The following is a 19,364-nucleotide window of genomic DNA, read 5'->3' on the forward strand; positions in this document are numbered from 1 at the left end:
ACGTTGTAGAGCCGTGTGCCTCATGGATCCGGAGACCCCCTGCCCTGCACGCTCGCCAAGCGTCACCGCGCGCCCCCCGCCCCCAGCAGCATTGCGACAGCCCTCTCGCCATGGCACGAGCCCGCCCTCATGCCGACCCGCCCCTTCACCCTGGGCCGCTCCCGCCCGCTCTCGGGCGATCCCGGCGCCGCCGGCGCGCGCCCGTTCGAGCTCCCGGCGCACCACCTCGTGACCCACGGCGTGGTCGTCGGCATGACCGGCAGCGGCAAGACCGGGCTCGTCATGGTCCTCGTCGAGGAGGCGCTGCGCTCGGGCGTCCCGGTGCTCATGGTCGACGTGAAGGGCGACCTGCCCAACCTGCTCTTCACGTTCCCGGAGCTCTCCGCGGCCGAGTTCGAGCCGTGGATCGACCCCTCGGCGGCCGCGCGCGACGGCCGCTCCACGGCCGACGTCGCCGAGGGGCTCGCGGCGCGCTGGCGCGACGGCCTCGCCTCATCGGGGCTCGGGTCGGGCGACGTCGCCGCGCTCCGCGCCCGCATGGCCCCGCGCCTGCTGACGCCGGGCACCACGGCGGGCGAGCCGGTCCACGTGCTGTCGGCGCTCGAGACCCCCTCCCCGCTCTGGGACGAGGACGAGGAGGCCGCCCGCGAGGCGCTCTCGGCCTCGCTGTCGCTCCTGCTCCGGCTCGTCGGCCGCGACCCGGATCCGGCCCGGAGCCGCGAGCACGTGCTGCTCGCGCACCTCGCCGAGCGGCGGCTGCGCGCGCGGCGGGCCGCGGGGCTCGAGGAGCTGCTCGCGGACCTGGCCGATCCGCCGATCGCCGCCGTGGGCGCCCTCGGCGTCGACGAGTTCTTCGCCCCCAAGGAGCGCCAGGCGCTCGCCCGCGAGCTCAACACCCTGCTCGCCTCGCCCACGTTCGCCACCTGGCGCAAGGGCGCGCCGCTCGACGTCGCGTCGTGGCTCGCGCCGCAGGTTGGCAGCGGCAGCGGCGGCGCCAAGACCCCGGCGGTGATCGTCAGCGTCGCGCACCTCGACGACGACGAGCGGCTCCTCGTCCTCGGGCTGCTGTTCGATCAGCTGCTCTCGTGGGTGCGCGGCCTCTCGGGCACGAGCGACCTGCGCGCCCTCGTGGTCTTCGACGAGGTCTTCGGCTTCTTGCCCCCGCACCCGGCGAACCCGCCCACGAAGCGGCCGCTGCTCGCGCTGCTGAAGCAGGCGCGCGCCTTCGGGGTCGGCGTCGTCCTCGCCACGCAGAACCCGATGGACCTCGACTACAAGGCGCTCTCGAACGCCGGCGCGTGGTTCGTGGGCCGGCTCCAGACCGACGCCGACCGCGAGCGCGTCGTCGAGGGGCTCTCGGGCGCGGACGGCGGCGCCGGCGGCGTCGGGGCCGCGGCCCTCTCGGCCACGCTGAAGGCGCTCCCCCCGCGCACGTTCTTCGTGCGCGACGTCCACATGCAGCCGCCGTCGTTCCTCGCCGAGACGCGGTTCAGCCTGTCGTGGCTGCGTGGCCCGGTCACCCGGCGCGAGATCGGCCGCCTCGTCCGGAGCATCTCCCCTCCCCCGCCCGCGCCCGATCCGACACGCGCTTCTCTCGATTCCAGGTCTGTACATCCAGATTCCAGAGCAGATTCTCTCGATTTCAGGTCTGTACATCCAGATCCAAGAGCAGATTCTCTCGATTCAAGGTCTGTACATCCAGATTCAAGAGCCGATTCTCTCGATCCCAGGCGTGCATCTCCCGATCCGAGGCACGCTTCGCCCGATCCAGCGAGCCCCGCCCGGCGCGCGCCCGTGGGCCCGGGTGGGACGGTCGTCCTCGACCCGCGCCACACGCCCGCCGCCCCGCAGCCCGCGCGGCGCAGCGCGGCTGCTCGTGCGGACGCCGGCGCCCGCGCGCCGGCACCGCCGCCCCCGGCAGCGACGGCGCCCCCGCCAGCGCCCGAGGGATGGCGGAGCCTCTACGCGCACGCCCCCGCCGCCGCGCCGGAGGGCTTCCGTTACATCCCCTGGGTTGCTGCCTCCGTGATCGCCCACCTGCGCGACACGAAGCTCGGCGTCGCCCTCAACCGGAGCCAGCTCCTCGCCGCCCCGCTCCTGCCCGACGGCAAGCCGGATCTCTCGCGCGTCTCCCGGCTCGACGCCTCGCTGCTCGCCACATCGCCCGCCGCGGGCGCCCGCTTCGCCGAGCTGCCCGCCCCGCTCGCGAAGCGCGCCACCGCGCAGGCCGCGGCGCGCGCGCTCCGGGAGCACGCCTACCGCACGACCGAGGCCTCGGTGGCCGTCCACAAGGAGCTCGGGCTCGCGCAGGACGACGGCGAGCCCCTCGAGGCGTTCGCCGCCCGCTGCCGCGCCGCCGCGGCCCGGCTCGCCACCGCCGAGCAGCAGCAGGTCGTCGGCCGGTTCGCGCCCAAGATCGCGCGCCTCGGCGAGCGCATCGCCGCCGCGAAGGCGCGGTACGGCCAGGCCGAGGCCGAGGTGGCCGCGCTCCCCGGCGCGGTGGGCGCCGCGCTCCTCGGGCTCGTCGCCGGCCGGGACACCGCCCGGCGCGCCGGGACCCAGCGCGACAAGGCCGCCGCGAAGCTCGAGCGCGCGCGGCAGGAGTGGACCGAGGCGGACGCCGCGCTCCGCGACCTCCACGCCGCGCAAGCCGCCGAGCTCGCGGCGCTGGAGCAGCTCCCCCTCCGCGCCGGCGAGGGCATCGAGACGAAGCGCCTCGTCCCCAAGAAGAACGACGTCGAGGTCGCGTTCGTGGCGCTCGCCTGGGCCGCGACGCTCGCCGGCCCCGCGTGAGCCCGCGGCGCTTGAGCCGCGACGCGATGCCCATACCTCCTCCCCCCGCGACGTCGCGGTATCGCTGCCTCCATCGAGGCGCTAGGCTCCCCGCATGCAGCCGATCGGCGCACCTGAGCGACGCCTCGACGGGGAGCCCGCGCGGCTCTGCCCCAGATAACGCCATGCCGTCCTCCCGCTTCCGCGCCGGGCTCGGCCGTCCGAGCTCGGCCCCCGCCGAGATCGCGTGGTTCGCGTTCCACGGCGACGACCTCCTCGTCCGCGCGCCCAGCGACGGCGGCGATCGCTTCGACCTCCCGATCGCGGCCGATCTCGCCGATCTCGGCGTCTCGGTCACGCGCGCGCAGCCGCTCGGCGAGCTCGACGGCCGCGCCTGCCGCTCCGCCGAGCTCGCGCAGGGCGCGCCGGCGCCGGCGGGGTATGCCTACGTCTCGCTGCGGCGCCTCCACGGGCGCATCGATCCGGAGCTGTTCGAGATCGCGGGCACGGCGTACCAGGTGCAGCACTGGGACAAGGCGCACCAGTACTGCGCGGCGTGCGGCGCCGCGCTCGAGACCGGGCAGGACGAGCGCGTCAAGCGCTGCGTCCGCTGCGCGAGCAACTACTTCCCCCGGATCACGCCGGCGACGATCGTGCTCGTCGAGGACGGCCCGCGCGTCCTGATGACGCGCCAGGCGCGGTTCCCTGCGGGCATGTACGGCCTCGTCGCCGGGTTCGTCGAGCCGGGCGAGACGCTGGAGACGTGCGTCGCGCGCGAGGTCCACGAGGAGACGGGCGTCGACGTCGCCGACATCGTCTATTTCGGCAGCCAGCCGTGGCCCTTCCCCCACCAGATCATGATCGGCTTCACCGCGCGCTACGCCGGCGGCGAGCTCCGCGTCGACACGCGCGAGCTCGAGGACGCGCGCTGGTTCCACCGCGACGCGCTGCCGCTCTTGCCGCCGCCGCTCAGCATCGCCCGGAAGCTCATCGAGGCCTGGCTCGCGCGGCCGGCGCGGTAGTGGCGGCGCCGGCGCAGTGGCACCGAGGATCGGCGCCCCCGCGCGGCAGTGCTAGCATCCAGGCATGCAGGCGCACCGAGTGCTCCTCGAGACCGATGAGCAAGGTCGGCTGAAGGAAATGCCGGTCCTCCCTCCTCGCACGCGAGTCGAGGCGATCTTTCTGGTCCTCGAAGAACCGCCTCCGGCGCCGACCGCGGTGCGCCGGCCCCCTGCGGAGCTCTCTGGGCTCCAGATCCTGGGAGACGTGGTCACCCCAGCCATCGATGAGCCGGACTGGGGCGTGAACGACGCGTGATCGTCCTCGACACGCACACCTGGCTCTGGTGGATCCAAGGCACCGCCGACGCTCTTCCTTCGAAGACGAAGGCGCTCATCGAGCACGAGCCTGGTCCGGTTGGCATCGCCTCGGTCTCCTGCCTGGAGGTCGCCTGGCTTGCGAAGAAGGGGCGCGTCGTGCTCCCGGTCTCCATTGAGGACTTCTTCACGAAGGCGATCGATCAGGCGGGCCTCGTCCTGCTCCCCCTGACGCCGCTGATCGCGGCCAGGTCGGCAGCTCTGCCCGATGTGCACCGCGATCCGATCGACCGGGTGATCATCGCCACGGCCATGGATCACAACGCCGAGCTGGTGAGCAAGGATGAGCTCGTCTCCCGCTATCCCGGCGTCCGCGTTCGCTGGGATTCATGAACCAGGGATGCCGACAGCTCACGTGCATCACGCACGAGGTCGGCGAGGCGACGGGCGTCGACATGGCTCGTGCATCCGCTCGGTAGCGGCTCCGAGCGAGAGCTTCGGCATGCGCCAGCGAAGCATCAACGTCAGCCCGCACCTAGCGCGCATCCGCGAGATGCACCGCCGGAGAAAACGGGTCATCGAACCGGTATGGCGTTCCCTGCAGCGTGTACGTCGAAGACTGCGGCCGCTCCTTGACGAGCACGATGACCTCCACGCTCGTCCCGGGGTCGAGCGGCACCCCCTCGATCGTGAGAGTTCCGTCCGGCTGGACGGTGACCTCGTGGCGGTACGCTTCCATGGCTCAGTATAGCGTGGCGCCGAGCCGCTCGGCCCTGTAGCTGCCCGCGGGATCGTCCCTCAGACGCCGCGCCGCTTCCATACGCCGCGGCAGCGCCTGCTTGTCTAGCCGGAGCCCGTCGACGCCGTCCGTGACCACACCGAACAGCGACTCCAGGAGCGTCTCCATTCAAGGCATCGCGGCATCCTGGTGGTGGGGTCATGTCGTCGTGTACGATCCGCAACAGCGGCATCAGTGGAGGACACCCGATGATCTGGTCGTCGTCGCCCGCGGTTCATGGAGCGCCCGCAGACGTCGCGGTGCTCACGGTGATTCAACCCGAGCTCTTCGCCGCGCTCGATGCACTCGGGTTTGGACCTGACGCCTACGACAAGGACGAGGCGGGGACGATCTACTACCGCGGCGCGGTGCGCTCGGCGCGCGCGCGGCGCGACTACCGGGTTGTGCTGTCGTGCATCGGCGCGGCCGGCAACTACGATGCGGCGGCGGCGACGCGGGACCTCGTCGCCTGGTGCAAGCCGGCGGCCGTGCTGCTCGTGGGCATCGCGGCCGGCATCCGGGGCAAGCTGAAGATCGGGGACGTGGTGCTGTCGGATCGCGTCGTCGCCTATGAGCCGGCGGCGGCGGTCGTCGGGCCGGACGGCGCGCCGCGGGAGGAACGGCGTCCGGAGATCGATCGGCTGCCGCATGCGATGAACCAGGACGTGGTGAGCTATCGGCCGGATCCGGCGCGACTTCAGGCGGTCTTCGCCAAGATCCATGGAGAGCTGCCTGCCCCGCTGCCAGGACAGGAGGAGCTGTTCCGGGAGCATGTGGTCACGGCCCTCGCCGTGCGGGCGGCGACGATCGCAAGCGGGGAGAAGCTGCTGCGGGATCCGTCGAAGCTCCTCTGCGTGCGGAAGGAGCAGCACGGGAAGGTGGAGGCCGGCGAGATGGAGGCCGCTGGGCTCGTGGGGGCGTGCCGCCGCGGCGGCGTACCCTGGCTGGTGATCCGGGGGATCTCGGATTTCGGCGATACCTTCAAGGACGATCGCTTCCACAACCTCGCGGCGTGTGCAGCGGCGGCCGTGCTGGCGGATTTCCTGGCGCACGGGCTGGACCTACCGGCGAAGCCCGGGGGATGGGGCCGCTCCGCGGCGGCGCTCGGCATGGCGCTGGCGCTTGCGGGCGGCGGGTTCGCGGGCTGGAACTGCGTGCGCTCGGGCGGCGGGGAGAGCGTGGCCGTTCCTGACGCGAACGAGCCAGCGGGCATCCCACCGATCCCGCCGGTAGCGCCGGCCCCGGCCAGCTCCACGGCGCCGGCCGCCGTTGGGGCAGCGCCGGCCACCACGCCCGCGAGACTGTCCCCTGCAACCCTGGCGCCTCCGGCCACGGCGACAGCAGCCGCCGCGGGCTCGGCGGCGCCGCGGACCGAGGCGTCGGGCGCCGCCACGCGCGTCACGCTCAAGAACATCAAGGCGGGCGATGGCGCCAAAATCCGTGGGGGGAATGTGGACGGGCAGGGATCGAGCGATACCGATGTGAACGGTGTCACCTGCGGCGACAACTGCGAGATCAACGTCGGCAATGTGAAGAACAGGTAAACCCATGCGGAGACTCTGCGTCGGTCTGGGGATCCTCTTGGCGGGCTGTGGGGCGCCTGCCCCTCCGGCCGAGACCCCGGTGGTCCACCCTGGCGGGCACTGCGGCGACGCCGTGGGCGCGAGCCCGTTCAAGCGGTCCGACGCGACCCACATCCTGGTCGCCGACTTCTTCTCCAGCCGCTCCGCAGAGCGCGACCTCGGAGAAACCGTCGCCCATCAGATCGGCGACGAGCTCAGGCGATTCAAGGAGGAGACGCTCCGCGACCCGCAGAACTTCGATATCGAGGTGCCCGAGTCGGCGCTGGAGATCGAGCGGCTGCGGTGCTTCGTCGGAAGCCACGAGCAGGCGCGACGCATCGCCGACGCGCTCGATGCGGATGTCGTGCTCTGGGGAAAGGCGTACAGCAACCCGCAGTCGACCGTCGTCGTGGACAACCGGAGCAACGTCCAGGTGTCGGATGTGAGAACGGGCGATAACGCGGTCATCAACATTGGCAACACCGAGGTGCACGCTCCGAAGCCTTACTCCGTCTCCCCGAGCGCCACGCTCTCGCGGTCGGACCGCGACCTCCGCGCCAGCGACCGCCATGACCTGACGAGCCTCGCGGAGCTCGATCTGCCGAGGATGCAATCGACGAAACCCTTCGGGTTGGTCCAGTTCGCGCTGGGGCTGCACTTCTACGAGCGCGAGAACTACTGGCTTGCGGTGCGCTTCTTTCAGCGCTCGGAACAGGATGCCCTGGCCCATGAGCGGAACGTCGAGACGCTGGACTTCTGTCTGGGCATGGCCTATCTGCACCTGCCCGACTTCAAGAAGTCGATTGAGTTCAGCCAGCGTGCATTGAGGCGCGTGGGCGACAGGAACCCTCAGATGAATGGGGCGTTGCTCAACAACATCGGCAGCGCGCTCGAGGCACAGGGCGACTACGCGGCTGCCATCGAGCACTTCCGCCGCGCCCTCGCCATCCACGAAAATGCCCTCGGCAAGGAATATCCCACCGTCGCAACTATCCTCAACAACATCGGCAGCGCGCTCCACGCACAGGGCGACTACGCGGCCGCCATCGAGCACTTCCGCCGCGCCCTCGCCATCGACGAAAACGCGCTCGGTAAGGAACATCCCTCCGTCGCCGGTAACCTCAACAACATCGGCAGCGCGCTCCACGCACAGGGCGACTACGCGGCCGCCATCGAGCACTTCCACCGCGCCCTCGCCATCGACGAAAAGGCGCTCGGTAAGGAACATCCCTCCGTCGCCGGTAACCTCAACAACATCGGCAGCGCGCGCCACGCACAGGGCGACTACGCGGCCGCCATCGACCACTTCCGCCGCGCCCTCGCCATCGACGAAAAGGCGCTCGGTAAGGAACATCCTCTCGTCGCCGTTCGCCTCAACAACATCGGCAGCGCGCTCCAGGAACAGGGCGACTACGCGGCTGCCATCGAGCACTTCCGCCGCGCCTTGACCATCGACGAAAAGGCGCTCGGCAAGGATCATCCCTCCGTCGCAGCCATCCTCAACAACATCGGCAGCATGCTCAACGCACAGGGGGGCTACGCGGCTGCCATCGAGCACTTCCGCCGCGCCTTGACCATCGACGAAAAGGCGCTCGGCAAGGATCATCCCTCCACCGCCAGAGACCTCAACAACATCGGCCTCGCGCTCCAGGAACAGGGCGACTACGCGGCTGCCATCGAACACTACCGCCGCGCCTTGACCATCGACGAAAAGGCGCTCGGCAAGGATCATCCCTCCACCGCCAGAGACCTCAACAACATCGGCAGCGTGCTCGAGGCACAGGGCAACTACACGGCCGCCATCCAGCACTACCGCCGCGCCTTGACCATCGACGAAAAGGCGCTCGGCAAGGATCATCCCTCCGTCGCAGCCATCCTCAACAACGTCGGCAGCGCGCTCGAGGCACAGGGCAACTACACCGCCGCCATCCGGCACTACCGCCGCGCCCTCGCCATCGACGAAAAGGCGCTCGGCAAGGATCATCCCACTGTCGCAGCCATCCTCAACAACATCGGCGAAGCGCTCCGGCAACAGGGCGACTACGCTGCTGCCATCGAGCACTACCGCCGCGCCCTGGCCATCGACGAAAAGGCGCTCGGCAAGGATCATCCCTCCACCGCCATCGACCTCAGCAACATCGGCAGAGCGCTCGGGGAGCAGGGCGACTACGCGGCCGCCATCGACCACTTCCACCGCGCCCTCGAGGTCTTCGTGGCACGGCTCGGAAATGCCCATCCTTCCACGCGCACCGTGCACAACAACCTCGCCCTCGCCCTGGCACAGCGGAGCGGTTGGGCTCCCGACGGCAGCCGCAGCGGGGTCGTGGTTCTCCGCTGCACCAACGATAGCTGTGGAGGGCTCGCCGCAGGCGACTGGATCACCGCCTACGACGGCGCGAAGGTCCGGGGCGCACAGCATCTCATCGAGCTCACCCAGGCCACCTCCGCCAAACGCTCCGTCAAGCTCACGCTGCGTCGCGATGGGAAACCGATCGAGATCGCCGCACCAGGAGGCAGGCTGGGAATCGAGATCCACTGAATTCAACATCGCAGCTGCGAATGAACTGGGTCAGAATCGAGAACGTCAAGGCGGGCGACAGGGCCAAGATCCGTGGGGGGGGGGAACGTGAATGGGCAGGGATCGAGCGATACCGAGGTGCGCGGAGTCATCTGCGGCAACAACTACGAGTTCGGCGTCGGCAACGTAAACAACAGGTGAACCCATGCGGAAGCTCTGCGTCGTTCTGGGGGCCCTCATAGCGGGCTGTGGGGCGCCAGCTCCTCCGGCCGAGACTCCGGTCCGCCACGCTGGCGGGCGCTGCGGCGATGCCGTGGGCGCGAGCCCGTTCAAGCGGTCCGACGCGACCCACATCCTGGTCGCCGACTTCTTCTCCAGCCGCTCCGCCGAGCGCGACCTCGGGGAGACCGTGGCCCATCAGATCGACGACGAGCTCAGGCGATTCAAGGAGGAGACGCTCCGCGACCCGCAGAGCTTCGACATCGAGGTGCCCGAGTCGGCGCTCGAGATCGAGCGGCTGCGGTGCTTCGTTGGGAGCCACGAGCAGGCGCGACGCATCGCCGACGCGCTCGATGCCGACGTCGTGCTCTGGGGGAAGGCGTACTGCAACCCAGAGTCGACCGTCGTGGTGGACAACCGGAGCAACGTCCGGGTCTCGGAACTGAAGACAGGCGACAACGCGGTCATCAACATCGGCAAGACCGAGGTGCACGCCGCGAAGCCTTACTCCGTCTGCCCCAGCGCCACGCTCTCGTGGTCGGACCGCGACCTCCGCGCCAGCGACCGCCATGAGCTGACGAGCCTCGCGGAGCTCGATCTCCCGAGGATGCAATCGACGAAACCCTTCGGGCTGATCCAGTTCGCGCTGGGGCTGCATTTCTACGAGCGCGAGAACTACTGGCTTGCGGCGCGCTTCTTCCAGCGCTCGGAACAGGATGTCCTGGTCCATGAGCGAAACGTCGAGACGCTGGACCTTTATCTGGGCATGGCCTACCTGCACCTGCCCGACTTCAAGAAGTCGATTGAATTCAGCCAGCGCGCGCTGGGGCGTGCGAGCGACACGGACCCTTTGATGCATGCGGCATTGCTCAACAACATTGGCGGCGCGCTCCAGGAGCAGGGCGACTACGCTGGCGCCATCGAGCATTTTCGCCGCGCCCTGGTCATCGACAAAAAAGCGCTCGGCATGGAACATCCCTCCACCGCCCGAGACCTCAACAACATCGGCCTCGCGCTCGCGGAACAGGGCAACAACGCTGCCGCCATCGAGCATTACCGCCGCGCCCTGACCATCGACGAAAAGGTGCTCGGCAAGGAACATCCCTCCACCGCCCGAGACCTAAGCAACATCGGCCTCGTGCTCGCGAGACAGGGCGACTACGCTGCCGCCATCGAGCACTACCGCCGCGCCCTGGCCATCAACGAAAACGTGCTCGGCAAGGGACATCCCTCTACCGCGAAAAACCTCAACAACATCGGCAGCGCGCGCGACGCACAGGGCGACTACGCTTCTGCCATCGAGCATTACCGCCGCGCCCTGGCCATCGACGAAAAGGTGCTCGGCAAGGAACATCCCTCCACCGCCAGAAGCCTCAACAACATCGGCAGCGCGCACCACGCACAGGGCGACTACGCTGCCGCCATTGAGCACTACCGCCGCGCCCTGACCATCAGCGAAAAGACGCTCGGCAAGGACCATCCCACCGTCGCAGCTACCCTCAACAACGTCGGCGTCGCGCTCGCGGAACAGGGCGACTACGCTGCCGCCATCGAGCACTACCGCCGCGCCCTGACCATCGACGAAACGGCGCTCGGCAGGGGCCATCCTTCCACCGCGAGAGACATCAACAACATCGGCCTCGTGCTTGCGAAACAGGGCGACTACGCTGCTGCCATCGAGCACTACCGCCGCGCCCTCACTATCGATGAAACGGCGCTCGGCAAGGACCATCCTTCCACCGCTAGATATTTCAACAACATCGGCGGCGCGCGCCACGCACAGGGCGACTACGCTGCTGCCATCGAGCATTACCGCCGCGCCCTCACTATCGACGAAACGGCGCTCGGCAAGGACCATCCCTCCACCGCCAGAGACCTCAATAACATTGGCGGCGTGCTCCACGAGCAGCGCGACTACGCTGCCGCCATCGAGCACTTTCGCCGCGCCTTGGCCGTCAACGAAACGGCGCTCGGCAAGGATCATCCCACCGTCGCAGCTACCCTCAACAACATTGGCCTCGTACTCGCTGAACAGGGCAACTACGCTGCCGCCATCGAGCACTTCCGCCGTGCCATCGCGGTCTTCGTGGCACGGCTCGGCGATGCCCATCCTTCCACGCGTGCCGTGCGCAGCAACCTCGCCCTCACCCTTGCACAGCGAAGCGGCTGGGCTCGCGACGGCAGCCGCGGCGGGGTCGTGGTCCTCCGCTGCACCAACGATAGCTGTGCAGGGCTCACCGCAGGCGACTGGATCACCGTCTACGACGCGGCGAAGGTCCGGAGCGCGCAGCATCTGATCGAACTCACCCAGGCAACCTCCACCAAGCGCTCCGTCAAGGTCACGCTGCGCCGCGATGGAAAGCCGATCGAGATCACCGCGCCAGGAGGCCGGCTTGGAATCGAGCTCCACTGAATTGAACATCGCCGCCGCGAGTGCATCGGCCAGGACGCCCGAGCGATGGCCCAAGCCGCGCCACGTCGCCGCCGCGTTCGTCGCCCGCCGCCCAGCCACGCCCGCGCACACGTCACGTTGTCCAGCCCGCCTTGCTCGTTCGCGAGGTTGACGAACAGGCTCGCTGCAAGGCTCAGCTCCCCGTGCGCCCAGAGCACGTCCACGATGCGTTCCTCGGCCACCAGTCCCGACAGCCCATCCCGCGCATCTCTTCCTGCTGCCGGGCAGCCTCCCGCCGCGGCGCCCCTCAGACGCGCCGCAGCTTCCACGCGCCGCGGCGGAACACGAGCCCGCCCGCGACGGCAAACGTCGAGAACGCCACCGCGATCGCGACGAACACGCCCGCCGGGCCGAGCCCCGCGGCGCCCGAGAGGCCCCAGGCGAGCGGGATCTCCCAGAGCCAGAAGCAGGCGAAGTTCAGCAGCGTGGGCGTCCAGGTGTCGCCGGCGCCGTTGAACGCCTGCGTGAACACCAGGCCGAAGCCGTAGAACAGGAACCCGCACGAGAGGATCCGCAGCGTCTGCGTGCCGAACCGGAGCACCTCGGCGTCGTCCGTGAACGCGCCGACGATGGCGCGGGCGCCCACCGCGAAGACGACGCCTAGCGCGCCGAGCATGACGGTGGTCCAGATGCCCGCGCGGTAGACGGCGGCCTCGGCCCGGTCGGGGCGCCCCGCGCCAAGGTTCTGCCCGACCAGGGTCGCGGCGGCGTTCGAGAGCCCGAGCGCCGGCAGGATCGCGAACACGATGACGCGCATCCCGATCGTGTAACCGGCGAGCGCCGCGCTCCCGAAGGGCGCGATGATGCGCACAAGGCCGCTCCAGCTCGCCATGCCGATGACGTTTTGCAGCGCGCCGTTCGCGAAGAGCCGGAGCAGCGCCGCGAGCGCCCCCGGGTCGGGGACGAGGTGCCGCGCGCGCACCCTCACCCGGCCGCTGCCGCGCGTGAGGAAGAAGACCTGCAGCGCGACGCCGGCCCCGCGGCCAAGGGTCGTCCCGACCGCCGCGCCGGCCACGCCGAGCTCCGGGAACGGGCCGAGGCCGAAGATGAGGCACGGGCCGAGCGCCATGTTCAGCGCGTTCGAGAGCCAGAGCACCCGCATCGACAGCGCCGCGTCGCCCGCCCCGCGGAAGATCGCGTTGATGACGAACAGCATCAGGATCGTCGCGTTGCCGAGCAGCATGATCGAGGCGAACGGCGCGCCGATCGCGATCACCCCGGGCGTCGCCCCCATCGCCGCGAGCAGCCGCGGGGCGAGCAGCGCGCCGACCGCCGAGATGGGCAGCGAGATGAGCAGGCCGAGCACGATCGCCTGCCCCGCCATGGCGGCCGCCTCCTCGTGGCGCCCCTCGCCGACCCGCCGCGCGACCGTCGCGGACGCGGCGACCGCGAGGCCCATCGCGATGGCGTAGACGAGCGCGAGGAGCGACTCCGTGAGCCCGACGGCGGCGACGGCGTCGGCCCCGAGCCGCGAGACCCAGAAGACGTCGACCACGACGAAGAGCGACTCCATGAGCATCTCCATGACCATCGGGATCGCGAGCAGGGCGATCGCCCGGTCGATGGAGCCGGTGGTGAAGTCGTGCTCGCCGCCGCGGACCGCGTCGCGGAGCGTGGACCAGACGCCCGCGCCGCGGCGCGAGCCGGGCGAGGGCGGCGAGGGTGCAAGAGCGTCCGCGCGCAGGTCGGGGGCGGGTGGCGTGCCGTGGTCGCGCATGAGGGCCGGCAAGCTGATCGCTGCGGGCCGCTTCGTCCAGCGGCGTTGCACACCTTTACAGATGGGAGGGGCTACTACAGATGGGAGGGGCTACTCTCCTGGCGCGCGCGGCGGCGGCGCCATCGACGCCGATCGGCAGTCAACCACCGGGCCGAGTCGCCCGGCGACCCGCCACGCTTCCTCCGCGACCACATCCCGCCTCGGGCGGGAAGCTCTCCTCTCCCTTTGCGACCGCTCAACCTGCGCTCGCGAAGAAGAACCACGCGTCGTCCGGGCCACAGCCCGGATCGAGCGCGAAGCGGAGGCGCTCGAGGAACCCACGGTAGCCAAGCACGACCGGTCCTATCCATCCCGGGGCGATAAGGATGCTGCCCGACACCGTGAGGCTCTCGCCGCGCTCGGCGACGAGCAGGACGTCGAGATCGTGAAGAACGCCGCGGATGCGACCAAGTCGCGTCGACAGGATCATCGTCTGTCCCGTGCCGCCAAGCTGCGCTTGCAGCATGTCGGCGAGGTCGCCTCCGATGATCGACCACGCGGCGCCCGTGTCGAGGAGCGCCTGGCTCTCGAACGGAAGTCGGCGATCCGGCAGCGAACAGCGACTGTCAGCAGCGTCCCTTCGTGCTCGGTCGCGACCCGATACCGCGCTGACGAGTCGGCCCACGGCTGCGCGACCCCTTCGAGACGCATCGTGCCTTTGGCCATCAGTCGACCTGCACCACGAACGCACCTTCGATCTGCCCACGCTCCGTCGGCCGCTCGACCAGCGCGCGCAGCGTGACGTCGGTGTCGAGCAGCTTGCCATCGTGGAGCGCCACCCAGCGATCGAGGTAGGCCTGCCGGTTTTCTCGCAGCCAGGCGTAGTCTGCCGCAAAGTCACTGCGGGCACGGTCGGGTGAGGCAACGATCCGGGGCGGACGGAGGACCTTCGCCCAGCCTTCCACGCTCGTGTCCCCCTGGGCGAGCAACTCCTGGACATAGCGGCGCGCCTCCTCGACCCGGTTGGCCTCCACCAGCTTGCGAATGTGCTCTGCAGGGGGGATTGGCGGAGGGAGTGCTTCGTTCGCGGTCCGCATGCAAGGCATCGTAGCACTTCACTGCCATCCTCGGTCGGTCCCGACCGAGCCAGGGGACCTCGATGAGCCGGGCGCGCCGCCGAGCCCTGGCATGTTCCGCGCCCCGTCCCCCTCCCGGCGCAGCGCCGCGCCGTCAGCGGATCGAGAACGGATCCCGGTCTTGCACGCTGAGCTCGACGCGCAGCGACGGCACCGCGGCGCGGAGGCGCTCGGCGAGGCGCTTCAGCGCGGCGCGCTCGCTGTTCGAGTGCAGCGCGCACACCACGGTGACGCCCGCGCTCGCCGCGCGGAGCGCGTCGTGGTGGCGCAGCTCGCCCGTCAGGTAGAGCTCCGCCCCCTGCGCGATGGCGTCGTCGAGGAGCGCGCCGCCCGCGCCGGCGCACGTGGCCGCGCGGGAGACGGCGCGCTGCTCGGGGCCGGCCACGAGCAAGGCGTCGACCCCCAGGCCCTCCTTGACGCGGCCCAGCAGCTCGGAGACCGGCGCGGCGCCGGCGAGCGGCCCGATCCGCCCGATGCCGGCCCTGAGCGGCTCGGCGGCGAGCTCGACGAGATCGAACGCCACCTCCTCGTACGGGTGCGCGCCGCGCATCGCCTGCACGACCGCGGCGGTCCGGTCGCGGGGGAAGACCATCTCCAGCCGCACCTCGGCGACGCGCTCGAGCCGGCCCTTCTCGCCGACCGTGGGGTTCGCGCCCTCCTCCCCGAAGAACGTGCCCGTCCCCAGCGTGCGGAAGCTGCAGCGCGAATACCGGCCGATCCGGCCCGCGCCCGCCTCGGCGAGGGCGTCGGCTACCGCGTCGGCGTGATCCTCCGGGACGAAGACGACGAGCTTATGCTGCCACGCCTTGGAGGGCGCCCTCCTGAGCGGCGTGCGGTCCGGCGAGATCCCGAGCGCGTCGGCGAGGACATCGTTGGTGCCCCCCTCGGCGACGTCGAGCGCGGTGTGGGGCGAGTACAACGCGATGCCGTCGCGGATGGCCGCGAAGATCGGGCTCGGCGCGACCACCCGCTTCACGGCCTCGAAGAGGGGCGGATGGTAGGCGACGACGAGATCGCAGCCGAGATCGCGCGCCTCCCGGGCGACCTCGGGGGTGTAATCGATGGCGAGGAGCGCCGCCGACGAGGGCCGCGCCGGGTCGCCCGCGAGCAAGCCGACGTTGTCCCAGGACTCCGCGAACCGGAGCGGCGCGATCGACTCGAGCGCTGAAAGGACGTCTCGGAGGAGGGTCATGAGCGCCTCTATACCAGCGGCGACCGCGGTTCGGCGCAGCGGCGACGCGGCGACGCGGCGACGTGGCGACCGCGGAGCCGAGCTCCGCGCGACGGCGGCGCCGAGCGCAGCCGGAGGCGCCGCGTCGCGCCGGGACCCGGGCGGCCGGCTCGACGCCAGGCGGGCGCAGCTCCGCGCGACGTCGACGCGCGCGCGGGTCACGCCGCCCGCGAGGGCTCGCCGCGGCAGCGGCGCAATCGATGCAGACCAGGGCTGTGCCATGCTGTGCCGGTCATCCCCGCGTTGAAAGGCTGCGCCCGCGGATCCTGCGCTGGTATGGATGCTGCTGTTCTCTGGCACCATGGCCAGTATCCCCTCTTCTCCGACTCAATTCCGGATCGCGCTCGCTCACCAGCTGACACGCGCGATCCTCGCCACCGCGACGCTCAACGTGGCAGTTGGAGGCGCCGCCTGCGGCGGCGACGTCACCCTGGAGCGCGCGTCGGGCGGAGGCGGTGGCCCCGCGTCGGGCGACGAGAGCTCGGGGGCGCGCGGAGGGATGGGCGGGAATGGCGGGCCAGGCGGCGATGACGTCACATCAATCCAGGCAGGCGGCGTCCAGTGGACCGAGGAAGGAACGGTCTGTGTCGCCCTGGGGCCCTCGGGACAGGGAGGACAGGGCGGTGTCGGGGGAGCTGCCGGCGAAGGGGGAACTGCCGGCGAGGGCGGCATCGGCGGCTCACCCGCGGGCGCGTGCCCGACCTTCGACCCCCACGGCTCCTCCGTCCCGGGCTCGCCGCCCGGTGCGCCCGCGGGGTGCTGGTACACAAGCCTCGGTGAAGGCGTCCTCCGAGGCAGCGAGTGCTGCTACGAGTTCGTCGCGACCTGCGGCGGCACAGGCCGCCCGTTCCTCGTGGGCGAGCGCGCGCGCACCGCGCGGGCAGAGCGGCGAGCGGCGAGCGCGTGGGGCGCCGCGGCGCACCCGGACGTGGCGGCGCTGACGCAGTCGACCCGCGCCGCGCTGGCCGAGGCATGGCTCCGCGACGCCTTGCTCGAGCACGCGTCGGTCGCCTCCTTCGCGCGGTTCGCGCTGGAGCTGATGGCGGTCGGGGCCCCCCCGGACATGCTCGCGGCCGCGCACGAGGCCGCGGGCGACGAGGTGCGCCATGCGGCGCTCTGCTTCGGCCTGGCGAGCGCGTACGCCGGCGCGGCGCTCGCGCCGGCGCCGTTCGCGTTCGGCGGGCGGGTCGAGGTCGCCTCGGGCCTGCCCGAGCTCGCGGCGCGCGCCGTCCGCGAGGGCTGCGTCGGCGAGACGCTCGCCGCCGTGCAGGCCAGCGAGCAGCGCTCGCGCGCCACCGACGCCGCGGTCCGGAGCGCCCTTGCCACGATCGCCGAGGACGAGGCCCGGCACGCCGAGCTCGCGTGGCGCTTCGTGGCCTGGGCGCTCCAGACGGGCGGCGAGCCGGTGCGCCGGGCGGTCTCCGAGGCCTTCGAGGCGGCCCTCGCCTCGCCTCCTCCGGCCGCCACGGCGCCGGACGCCGAGGCCGACGCCCTCGCCGCGCACGGGCGCCCTGACGGCGCGGCGCTGGCCGCCTCCCACCGCCGCGCGGTCGCGGAGGTCATCGCGCCTGCGATGCGCGCGCTGCTGGGCGCGTGGTCCTAGCGAGGACGCGATCCGACGTGTACCGGAAGGTGGAAGATGGACGATGCGCAAGCGCAGCTCGCTCCGGACACGCTGCACGCAGATCGAGTGGAAAACCATCCAGAAGACGGTCAGTAGATCGAGACGATGCGTCGATCGATCACAGGCTACCATCAGGACGATGCGAACGATTGGGTGGCCGAGCTGAGCTGTGGACATGGCCAGCACGTCCGGCACAAGCCGCCGTTCTTCTCGCGCCCCTGGGTCGTCACGTCCGAGGGCCGCGCATCGATGCTCGGCACCGAGCTCGACTGCGTGCGCTGCGATCGGCTCGAGATGCCCGACGGGCTGGTCGCGTACAAGCGGACGGCCGATTTCGACGAGGTCACGATCCCTTCCGGCCTGCGAAAGAACCATTCCACCAAGCCCGGCGTATGGGGGGTGATCCACGTGATCTCGGGGCGGCTGCGCTACCGGATCGATGGGCTCGGCGGTCGAGAGCTCTCTCTCGATCCAGAGAGCCCAGGGATCGTCGCCCCCGAGGTGCTACACCACGTCGACCCCGACGGCCCGGTGCGGTTCTTCGTGGAGTTTCGACGCAAGGGCGGGTAACCCGGCCCGCCGAATGGGACGGTCGCACCAAGCGTTCTGGGTCCTCATGAGCCGATCCTCCATCGCCCTGCTCGTCGCCGCCGTCATCGGGTGTAGCCCGCCTTCTCCCACCCCGTCGGCGAGCGTCTCCGCGGCTCCTGCAGAACCAGGCCGAGCTCCGGCGCCCGGCGCGACCACACCCCCGGCCGGCACCTCCGCCGTGGAAAGCCCGGCGCCCGCGGCAGCACCCCTGGCCGCCACGGACACCGCCGGCGGCTCCAAGGCGAGCCTCGACGATCCGCGGATCCAGAAGATCAGGGCCCGGTATCAGGACATCCAGGCCCGCAAGGACCTGACGCGAAGCGAGCTCCGCTTCGAGTGCGCCGGCGGCGAGGGACGCGGCGAGCTCCGGTTGTACCAGGCGGACGGCGCGATCCAGAAGGCGGAGATCGCGGCCGCCGACGCGGGGCACGGCGAGTCGGCGTACCAGTTCTACTACGACCAGGGCCAGCTGGTCTTCGCGCTGCACGACGATGGATCCTGGGCCTTTGACGGGACGAGGGGTACGCCGGACAAGCCGGCGACGACGAGCAGCGTCACGCAGCGCCGGTACTATGTTCACGAAGGCGAGCCCGTGCTCTGCATCAAGAAGCACGCGAAAGGTCCCACGGAGAAGCTCGGCCCCTTGCTGGAGCAGGCGCCCAACGGGCCTGACGATTGCTCCAGGGCCAAGAAAACACAGCAGATCGCCTCCGCCGCCCTGGCTGGCGCGAAGCCCAAGACCACGGATGAGCTGAAGAGGCTGCTCTGTAACTGAGCCCAGCGGCGCTACCGGGCGGCCAATCTTCTCGAGATATCTCAGACACCGGACCGGAAGACATGCGGCGCACATGCTCTTCCTCCAGGTCTTTCCGCCGCTGGCCGCGCTGCTCGTGGAGCCGGCGTGCTCGGGCGAGGCTGTCTCACGAGGCGAAGCTCAGGACACCTCGCGCGGCTCTTGGCGAGCGCGCCGGAACATCGCGATCCCGAGCAGGATCCCGCCCGCCACGATGGCGATGTCAGCGACGTTGAACACCGGCCAGCGGTGAAGGTGGATGAAGTCGATGACGTAGCCGCGAACGCCTCGATCGATCGCGTTCCCGACCGCGCCGGCGACGATGAGCGCGTACCCGGCCTGCTCGGTGAGCGACGCGCGGCGGCTGCTCCACCAGCCCAGGAGCACCACGCCGAGGACTACCATCGAGCACACCAGGAGGACCGCCACCTTCGCCGGCGACTGGATGCCCCGGAGCAGGCTGAAGGCCATGTCACGGTTCTCGGCGTAGCGGAGATCGAGCACCCCCGGCACGATCGACAGGGGACCTCGCTGCTCGAGCGCGGCCTGCGCGACCGCCTTGGTCGCATGATCGCACCCCACCAGGGCCAGCGTGAACAGAATCAGGACCCAGCCCATCACACGTCGCGCCATGGCCGCCGGAACACGGCGCCCTGGCGGTTTGTTCCCGGTCACT

Annotated in this window: 17 protein-coding genes; 10 read left to right on the plus strand and 7 right to left on the minus strand. The window is 70.7% G+C overall.

What is annotated here, in order from left to right; genetic code table 11:
* Nucleotides 1-129 precede the first annotated feature (129 nt).
* From WME73_RS24515 to WME73_RS24530, 4 genes are all read left to right on the plus strand, one after another.
* Entirely contained in the window at nt 130-2,793 is a 2,664-nt protein-coding gene (locus WME73_RS24515; protein WP_437917243.1) for an ATP-binding protein, read from the plus strand.
* A gap of 164 nt (nt 2,794-2,957) precedes the next feature.
* Nucleotides 2,958-3,794, plus strand: coding sequence for an NAD(+) diphosphatase (gene nudC / locus WME73_RS24520; RefSeq protein WP_437917245.1), 837 nt, complete (start codon nt 2,958-2,960; stop codon nt 3,792-3,794).
* A gap of 64 nt (nt 3,795-3,858) precedes the next feature.
* Nucleotides 3,859-4,089: a hypothetical protein gene (locus WME73_RS24525; protein WP_437917246.1), complete on the plus strand. Its 231-nt coding sequence runs from the start codon at nt 3,859-3,861 to the stop codon at nt 4,087-4,089.
* Nucleotides 4,086-4,481 (plus strand): type II toxin-antitoxin system VapC family toxin, encoded by a 396-nt coding sequence (locus tag WME73_RS24530; protein ID WP_437917247.1) that lies wholly within the window; start codon nt 4,086-4,088, stop codon nt 4,479-4,481. Before WME73_RS24525 ends, WME73_RS24530 begins: the two co-directional genes overlap by 4 nt.
* 142 nt (nt 4,482-4,623) lie before the next feature.
* Here WME73_RS24530 and WME73_RS24535 read toward each other — a convergent pair whose 3' ends face one another.
* Together WME73_RS24535 and WME73_RS24540 are read right to left on the minus strand one after the other, a co-directional pair.
* Nucleotides 4,624-4,827: a hypothetical protein gene (locus tag WME73_RS24535; RefSeq protein WP_437917248.1), complete on the minus strand. Its 204-nt coding sequence runs from the start codon at nt 4,825-4,827 to the stop codon at nt 4,624-4,626.
* A gap of 3 nt (nt 4,828-4,830) precedes the next feature.
* On the minus strand, nt 4,831-4,995 hold the full coding sequence (locus WME73_RS24540) for a hypothetical protein (RefSeq protein ID WP_437917249.1): 165 nt from the start codon (nt 4,993-4,995) through the stop codon (nt 4,831-4,833).
* Between the two features lie 80 nt (nt 4,996-5,075).
* Here WME73_RS24540 and WME73_RS24545 point away from each other — a divergent pair, with 80 nt between their 5' ends.
* The 3 genes from WME73_RS24545 to WME73_RS24555 all read left to right on the plus strand — a co-directional run bounded on the left by WME73_RS24545 (nt 5,076) and on the right by WME73_RS24555 (nt 11,578).
* The gene (locus WME73_RS24545) at nt 5,076-6,410 is read left to right on the plus strand and encodes a phosphorylase family protein (RefSeq protein ID WP_437917250.1); all 1,335 of its coding nucleotides are present in this window, start codon (nt 5,076-5,078) and stop codon (nt 6,408-6,410) included.
* A gap of 4 nt (nt 6,411-6,414) precedes the next feature.
* Entirely contained in the window at nt 6,415-8,967 is a 2,553-nt protein-coding gene (locus tag WME73_RS24550) for a tetratricopeptide repeat protein (protein WP_437917251.1), read from the plus strand.
* Nucleotides 8,968-9,151: 184 nt separating this feature from the next.
* Nucleotides 9,152-11,578 (plus strand): tetratricopeptide repeat protein, encoded by a 2,427-nt coding sequence (locus tag WME73_RS24555; protein WP_437917252.1) that lies wholly within the window; start codon nt 9,152-9,154, stop codon nt 11,576-11,578.
* Between the two features lie 286 nt (nt 11,579-11,864).
* Here WME73_RS24555 and WME73_RS24560 read toward each other — a convergent pair whose 3' ends face one another.
* From WME73_RS24560 to WME73_RS24575, 4 genes are all read right to left on the minus strand, one after another.
* Nucleotides 11,865-13,334, minus strand: coding sequence for an MATE family efflux transporter (locus WME73_RS24560; protein WP_437917254.1), 1,470 nt, complete (start codon nt 13,332-13,334; stop codon nt 11,865-11,867).
* 235 nt (nt 13,335-13,569) lie between these two features.
* Entirely contained in the window at nt 13,570-13,839 is a 270-nt protein-coding gene (locus WME73_RS24565; protein WP_437747803.1) for a hypothetical protein, read from the minus strand.
* A gap of 199 nt (nt 13,840-14,038) precedes the next feature.
* Nucleotides 14,039-14,410 carry a hypothetical protein gene (locus tag WME73_RS24570; protein ID WP_437917255.1) on the minus strand — a complete coding sequence of 124 codons (372 nt, stop codon included), beginning with the start codon at nt 14,408-14,410 and terminating at the stop codon, nt 14,039-14,041.
* Between the two features lie 133 nt (nt 14,411-14,543).
* Nucleotides 14,544-15,641: a Nif3-like dinuclear metal center hexameric protein gene (locus tag WME73_RS24575; protein WP_437917256.1), complete on the minus strand. Its 1,098-nt coding sequence runs from the start codon at nt 15,639-15,641 to the stop codon at nt 14,544-14,546.
* A gap of 340 nt (nt 15,642-15,981) precedes the next feature.
* On the opposite strand from WME73_RS24575, the gene WME73_RS24580 reads away from it, so the two are divergent.
* The 3 genes from WME73_RS24580 (at nt 15,982) to WME73_RS24590 (ending at nt 18,670) form a co-directional block, all read left to right on the plus strand.
* The gene (locus tag WME73_RS24580; RefSeq protein ID WP_437917258.1) at nt 15,982-17,283 is read left to right on the plus strand and encodes a ferritin-like domain-containing protein; all 1,302 of its coding nucleotides are present in this window, start codon (nt 15,982-15,984) and stop codon (nt 17,281-17,283) included.
* 126 nt (nt 17,284-17,409) lie between these two features.
* Nucleotides 17,410-17,874 (plus strand): DUF3565 domain-containing protein, encoded by a 465-nt coding sequence (locus WME73_RS24585; RefSeq protein ID WP_437747807.1) that lies wholly within the window; start codon nt 17,410-17,412, stop codon nt 17,872-17,874.
* Nucleotides 17,875-17,920: 46 nt separating this feature from the next.
* Complete coding sequence (locus WME73_RS24590) at nt 17,921-18,670, plus strand: hypothetical protein (RefSeq protein ID WP_437917259.1); 750 nt, start codon at nt 17,921-17,923, stop codon at nt 18,668-18,670.
* Between the two features lie 159 nt (nt 18,671-18,829).
* Here WME73_RS24590 and lspA read toward each other — a convergent pair whose 3' ends face one another.
* Nucleotides 18,830-19,321: a signal peptidase II gene (lspA, locus tag WME73_RS24595; RefSeq protein WP_437747809.1), complete on the minus strand. Its 492-nt coding sequence runs from the start codon at nt 19,319-19,321 to the stop codon at nt 18,830-18,832.
* Nucleotides 19,322-19,364 lie beyond the last annotated feature (43 nt).

Source organism: Sorangium sp. So ce302 (genome assembly GCF_051530145.1).
Lineage (GTDB): Bacteria > Myxococcota_A > Polyangia > Polyangiales > Polyangiaceae > Sorangium > Sorangium cellulosum_B.

What these genes read in the sequence shown, in the direction of transcription:
- WME73_RS24515 (WP_437917243.1), top strand. Translation starts at nt 130, where the DNA reads ATGCCGACCCGCCCCTTCACCCTGGGCCGCTCCCGCCCGCTCTCGGGC.
- nudC (WP_437917245.1), top strand. Translation starts at nt 2,958, where the DNA reads ATGCCGTCCTCCCGCTTCCGCGCCGGGCTCGGCCGTCCGAGCTCGGCC.
- WME73_RS24525 (WP_437917246.1), top strand. Translation starts at nt 3,859, where the DNA reads ATGCAGGCGCACCGAGTGCTCCTCGAGACCGATGAGCAAGGTCGGCTG.
- WME73_RS24535 (WP_437917248.1), bottom strand. Translation starts at nt 4,827, where the DNA reads ATGGAAGCGTACCGCCACGAGGTCACCGTCCAGCCGGACGGAACTCTC.
- WME73_RS24540 (WP_437917249.1), bottom strand. Translation starts at nt 4,995, where the DNA reads ATGGAGACGCTCCTGGAGTCGCTGTTCGGTGTGGTCACGGACGGCGTC.
- WME73_RS24545 (WP_437917250.1), top strand. Translation starts at nt 5,076, where the DNA reads ATGATCTGGTCGTCGTCGCCCGCGGTTCATGGAGCGCCCGCAGACGTC.
- WME73_RS24550 (WP_437917251.1), top strand. Translation starts at nt 6,415, where the DNA reads ATGCGGAGACTCTGCGTCGGTCTGGGGATCCTCTTGGCGGGCTGTGGG.
- WME73_RS24555 (WP_437917252.1), top strand. Translation starts at nt 9,152, where the DNA reads ATGCGGAAGCTCTGCGTCGTTCTGGGGGCCCTCATAGCGGGCTGTGGG.
- WME73_RS24560 (WP_437917254.1), bottom strand. Translation starts at nt 13,334, where the DNA reads ATGCGCGACCACGGCACGCCACCCGCCCCCGACCTGCGCGCGGACGCT.
- WME73_RS24565 (WP_437747803.1), bottom strand. Translation starts at nt 13,839, where the DNA reads ATGCTGCAAGCGCAGCTTGGCGGCACGGGACAGACGATGATCCTGTCG.
- WME73_RS24570 (WP_437917255.1), bottom strand. Translation starts at nt 14,410, where the DNA reads ATGCGGACCGCGAACGAAGCACTCCCTCCGCCAATCCCCCCTGCAGAG.
- WME73_RS24575 (WP_437917256.1), bottom strand. Translation starts at nt 15,641, where the DNA reads ATGACCCTCCTCCGAGACGTCCTTTCAGCGCTCGAGTCGATCGCGCCG.
- WME73_RS24580 (WP_437917258.1), top strand. Translation starts at nt 15,982, where the DNA reads ATGGCCAGTATCCCCTCTTCTCCGACTCAATTCCGGATCGCGCTCGCT.
- WME73_RS24585 (WP_437747807.1), top strand. Translation starts at nt 17,410, where the DNA reads ATGCGTCGATCGATCACAGGCTACCATCAGGACGATGCGAACGATTGG.
- WME73_RS24590 (WP_437917259.1), top strand. Translation starts at nt 17,921, where the DNA reads ATGAGCCGATCCTCCATCGCCCTGCTCGTCGCCGCCGTCATCGGGTGT.
- lspA (WP_437747809.1), bottom strand. Translation starts at nt 19,321, where the DNA reads ATGGCGCGACGTGTGATGGGCTGGGTCCTGATTCTGTTCACGCTGGCC.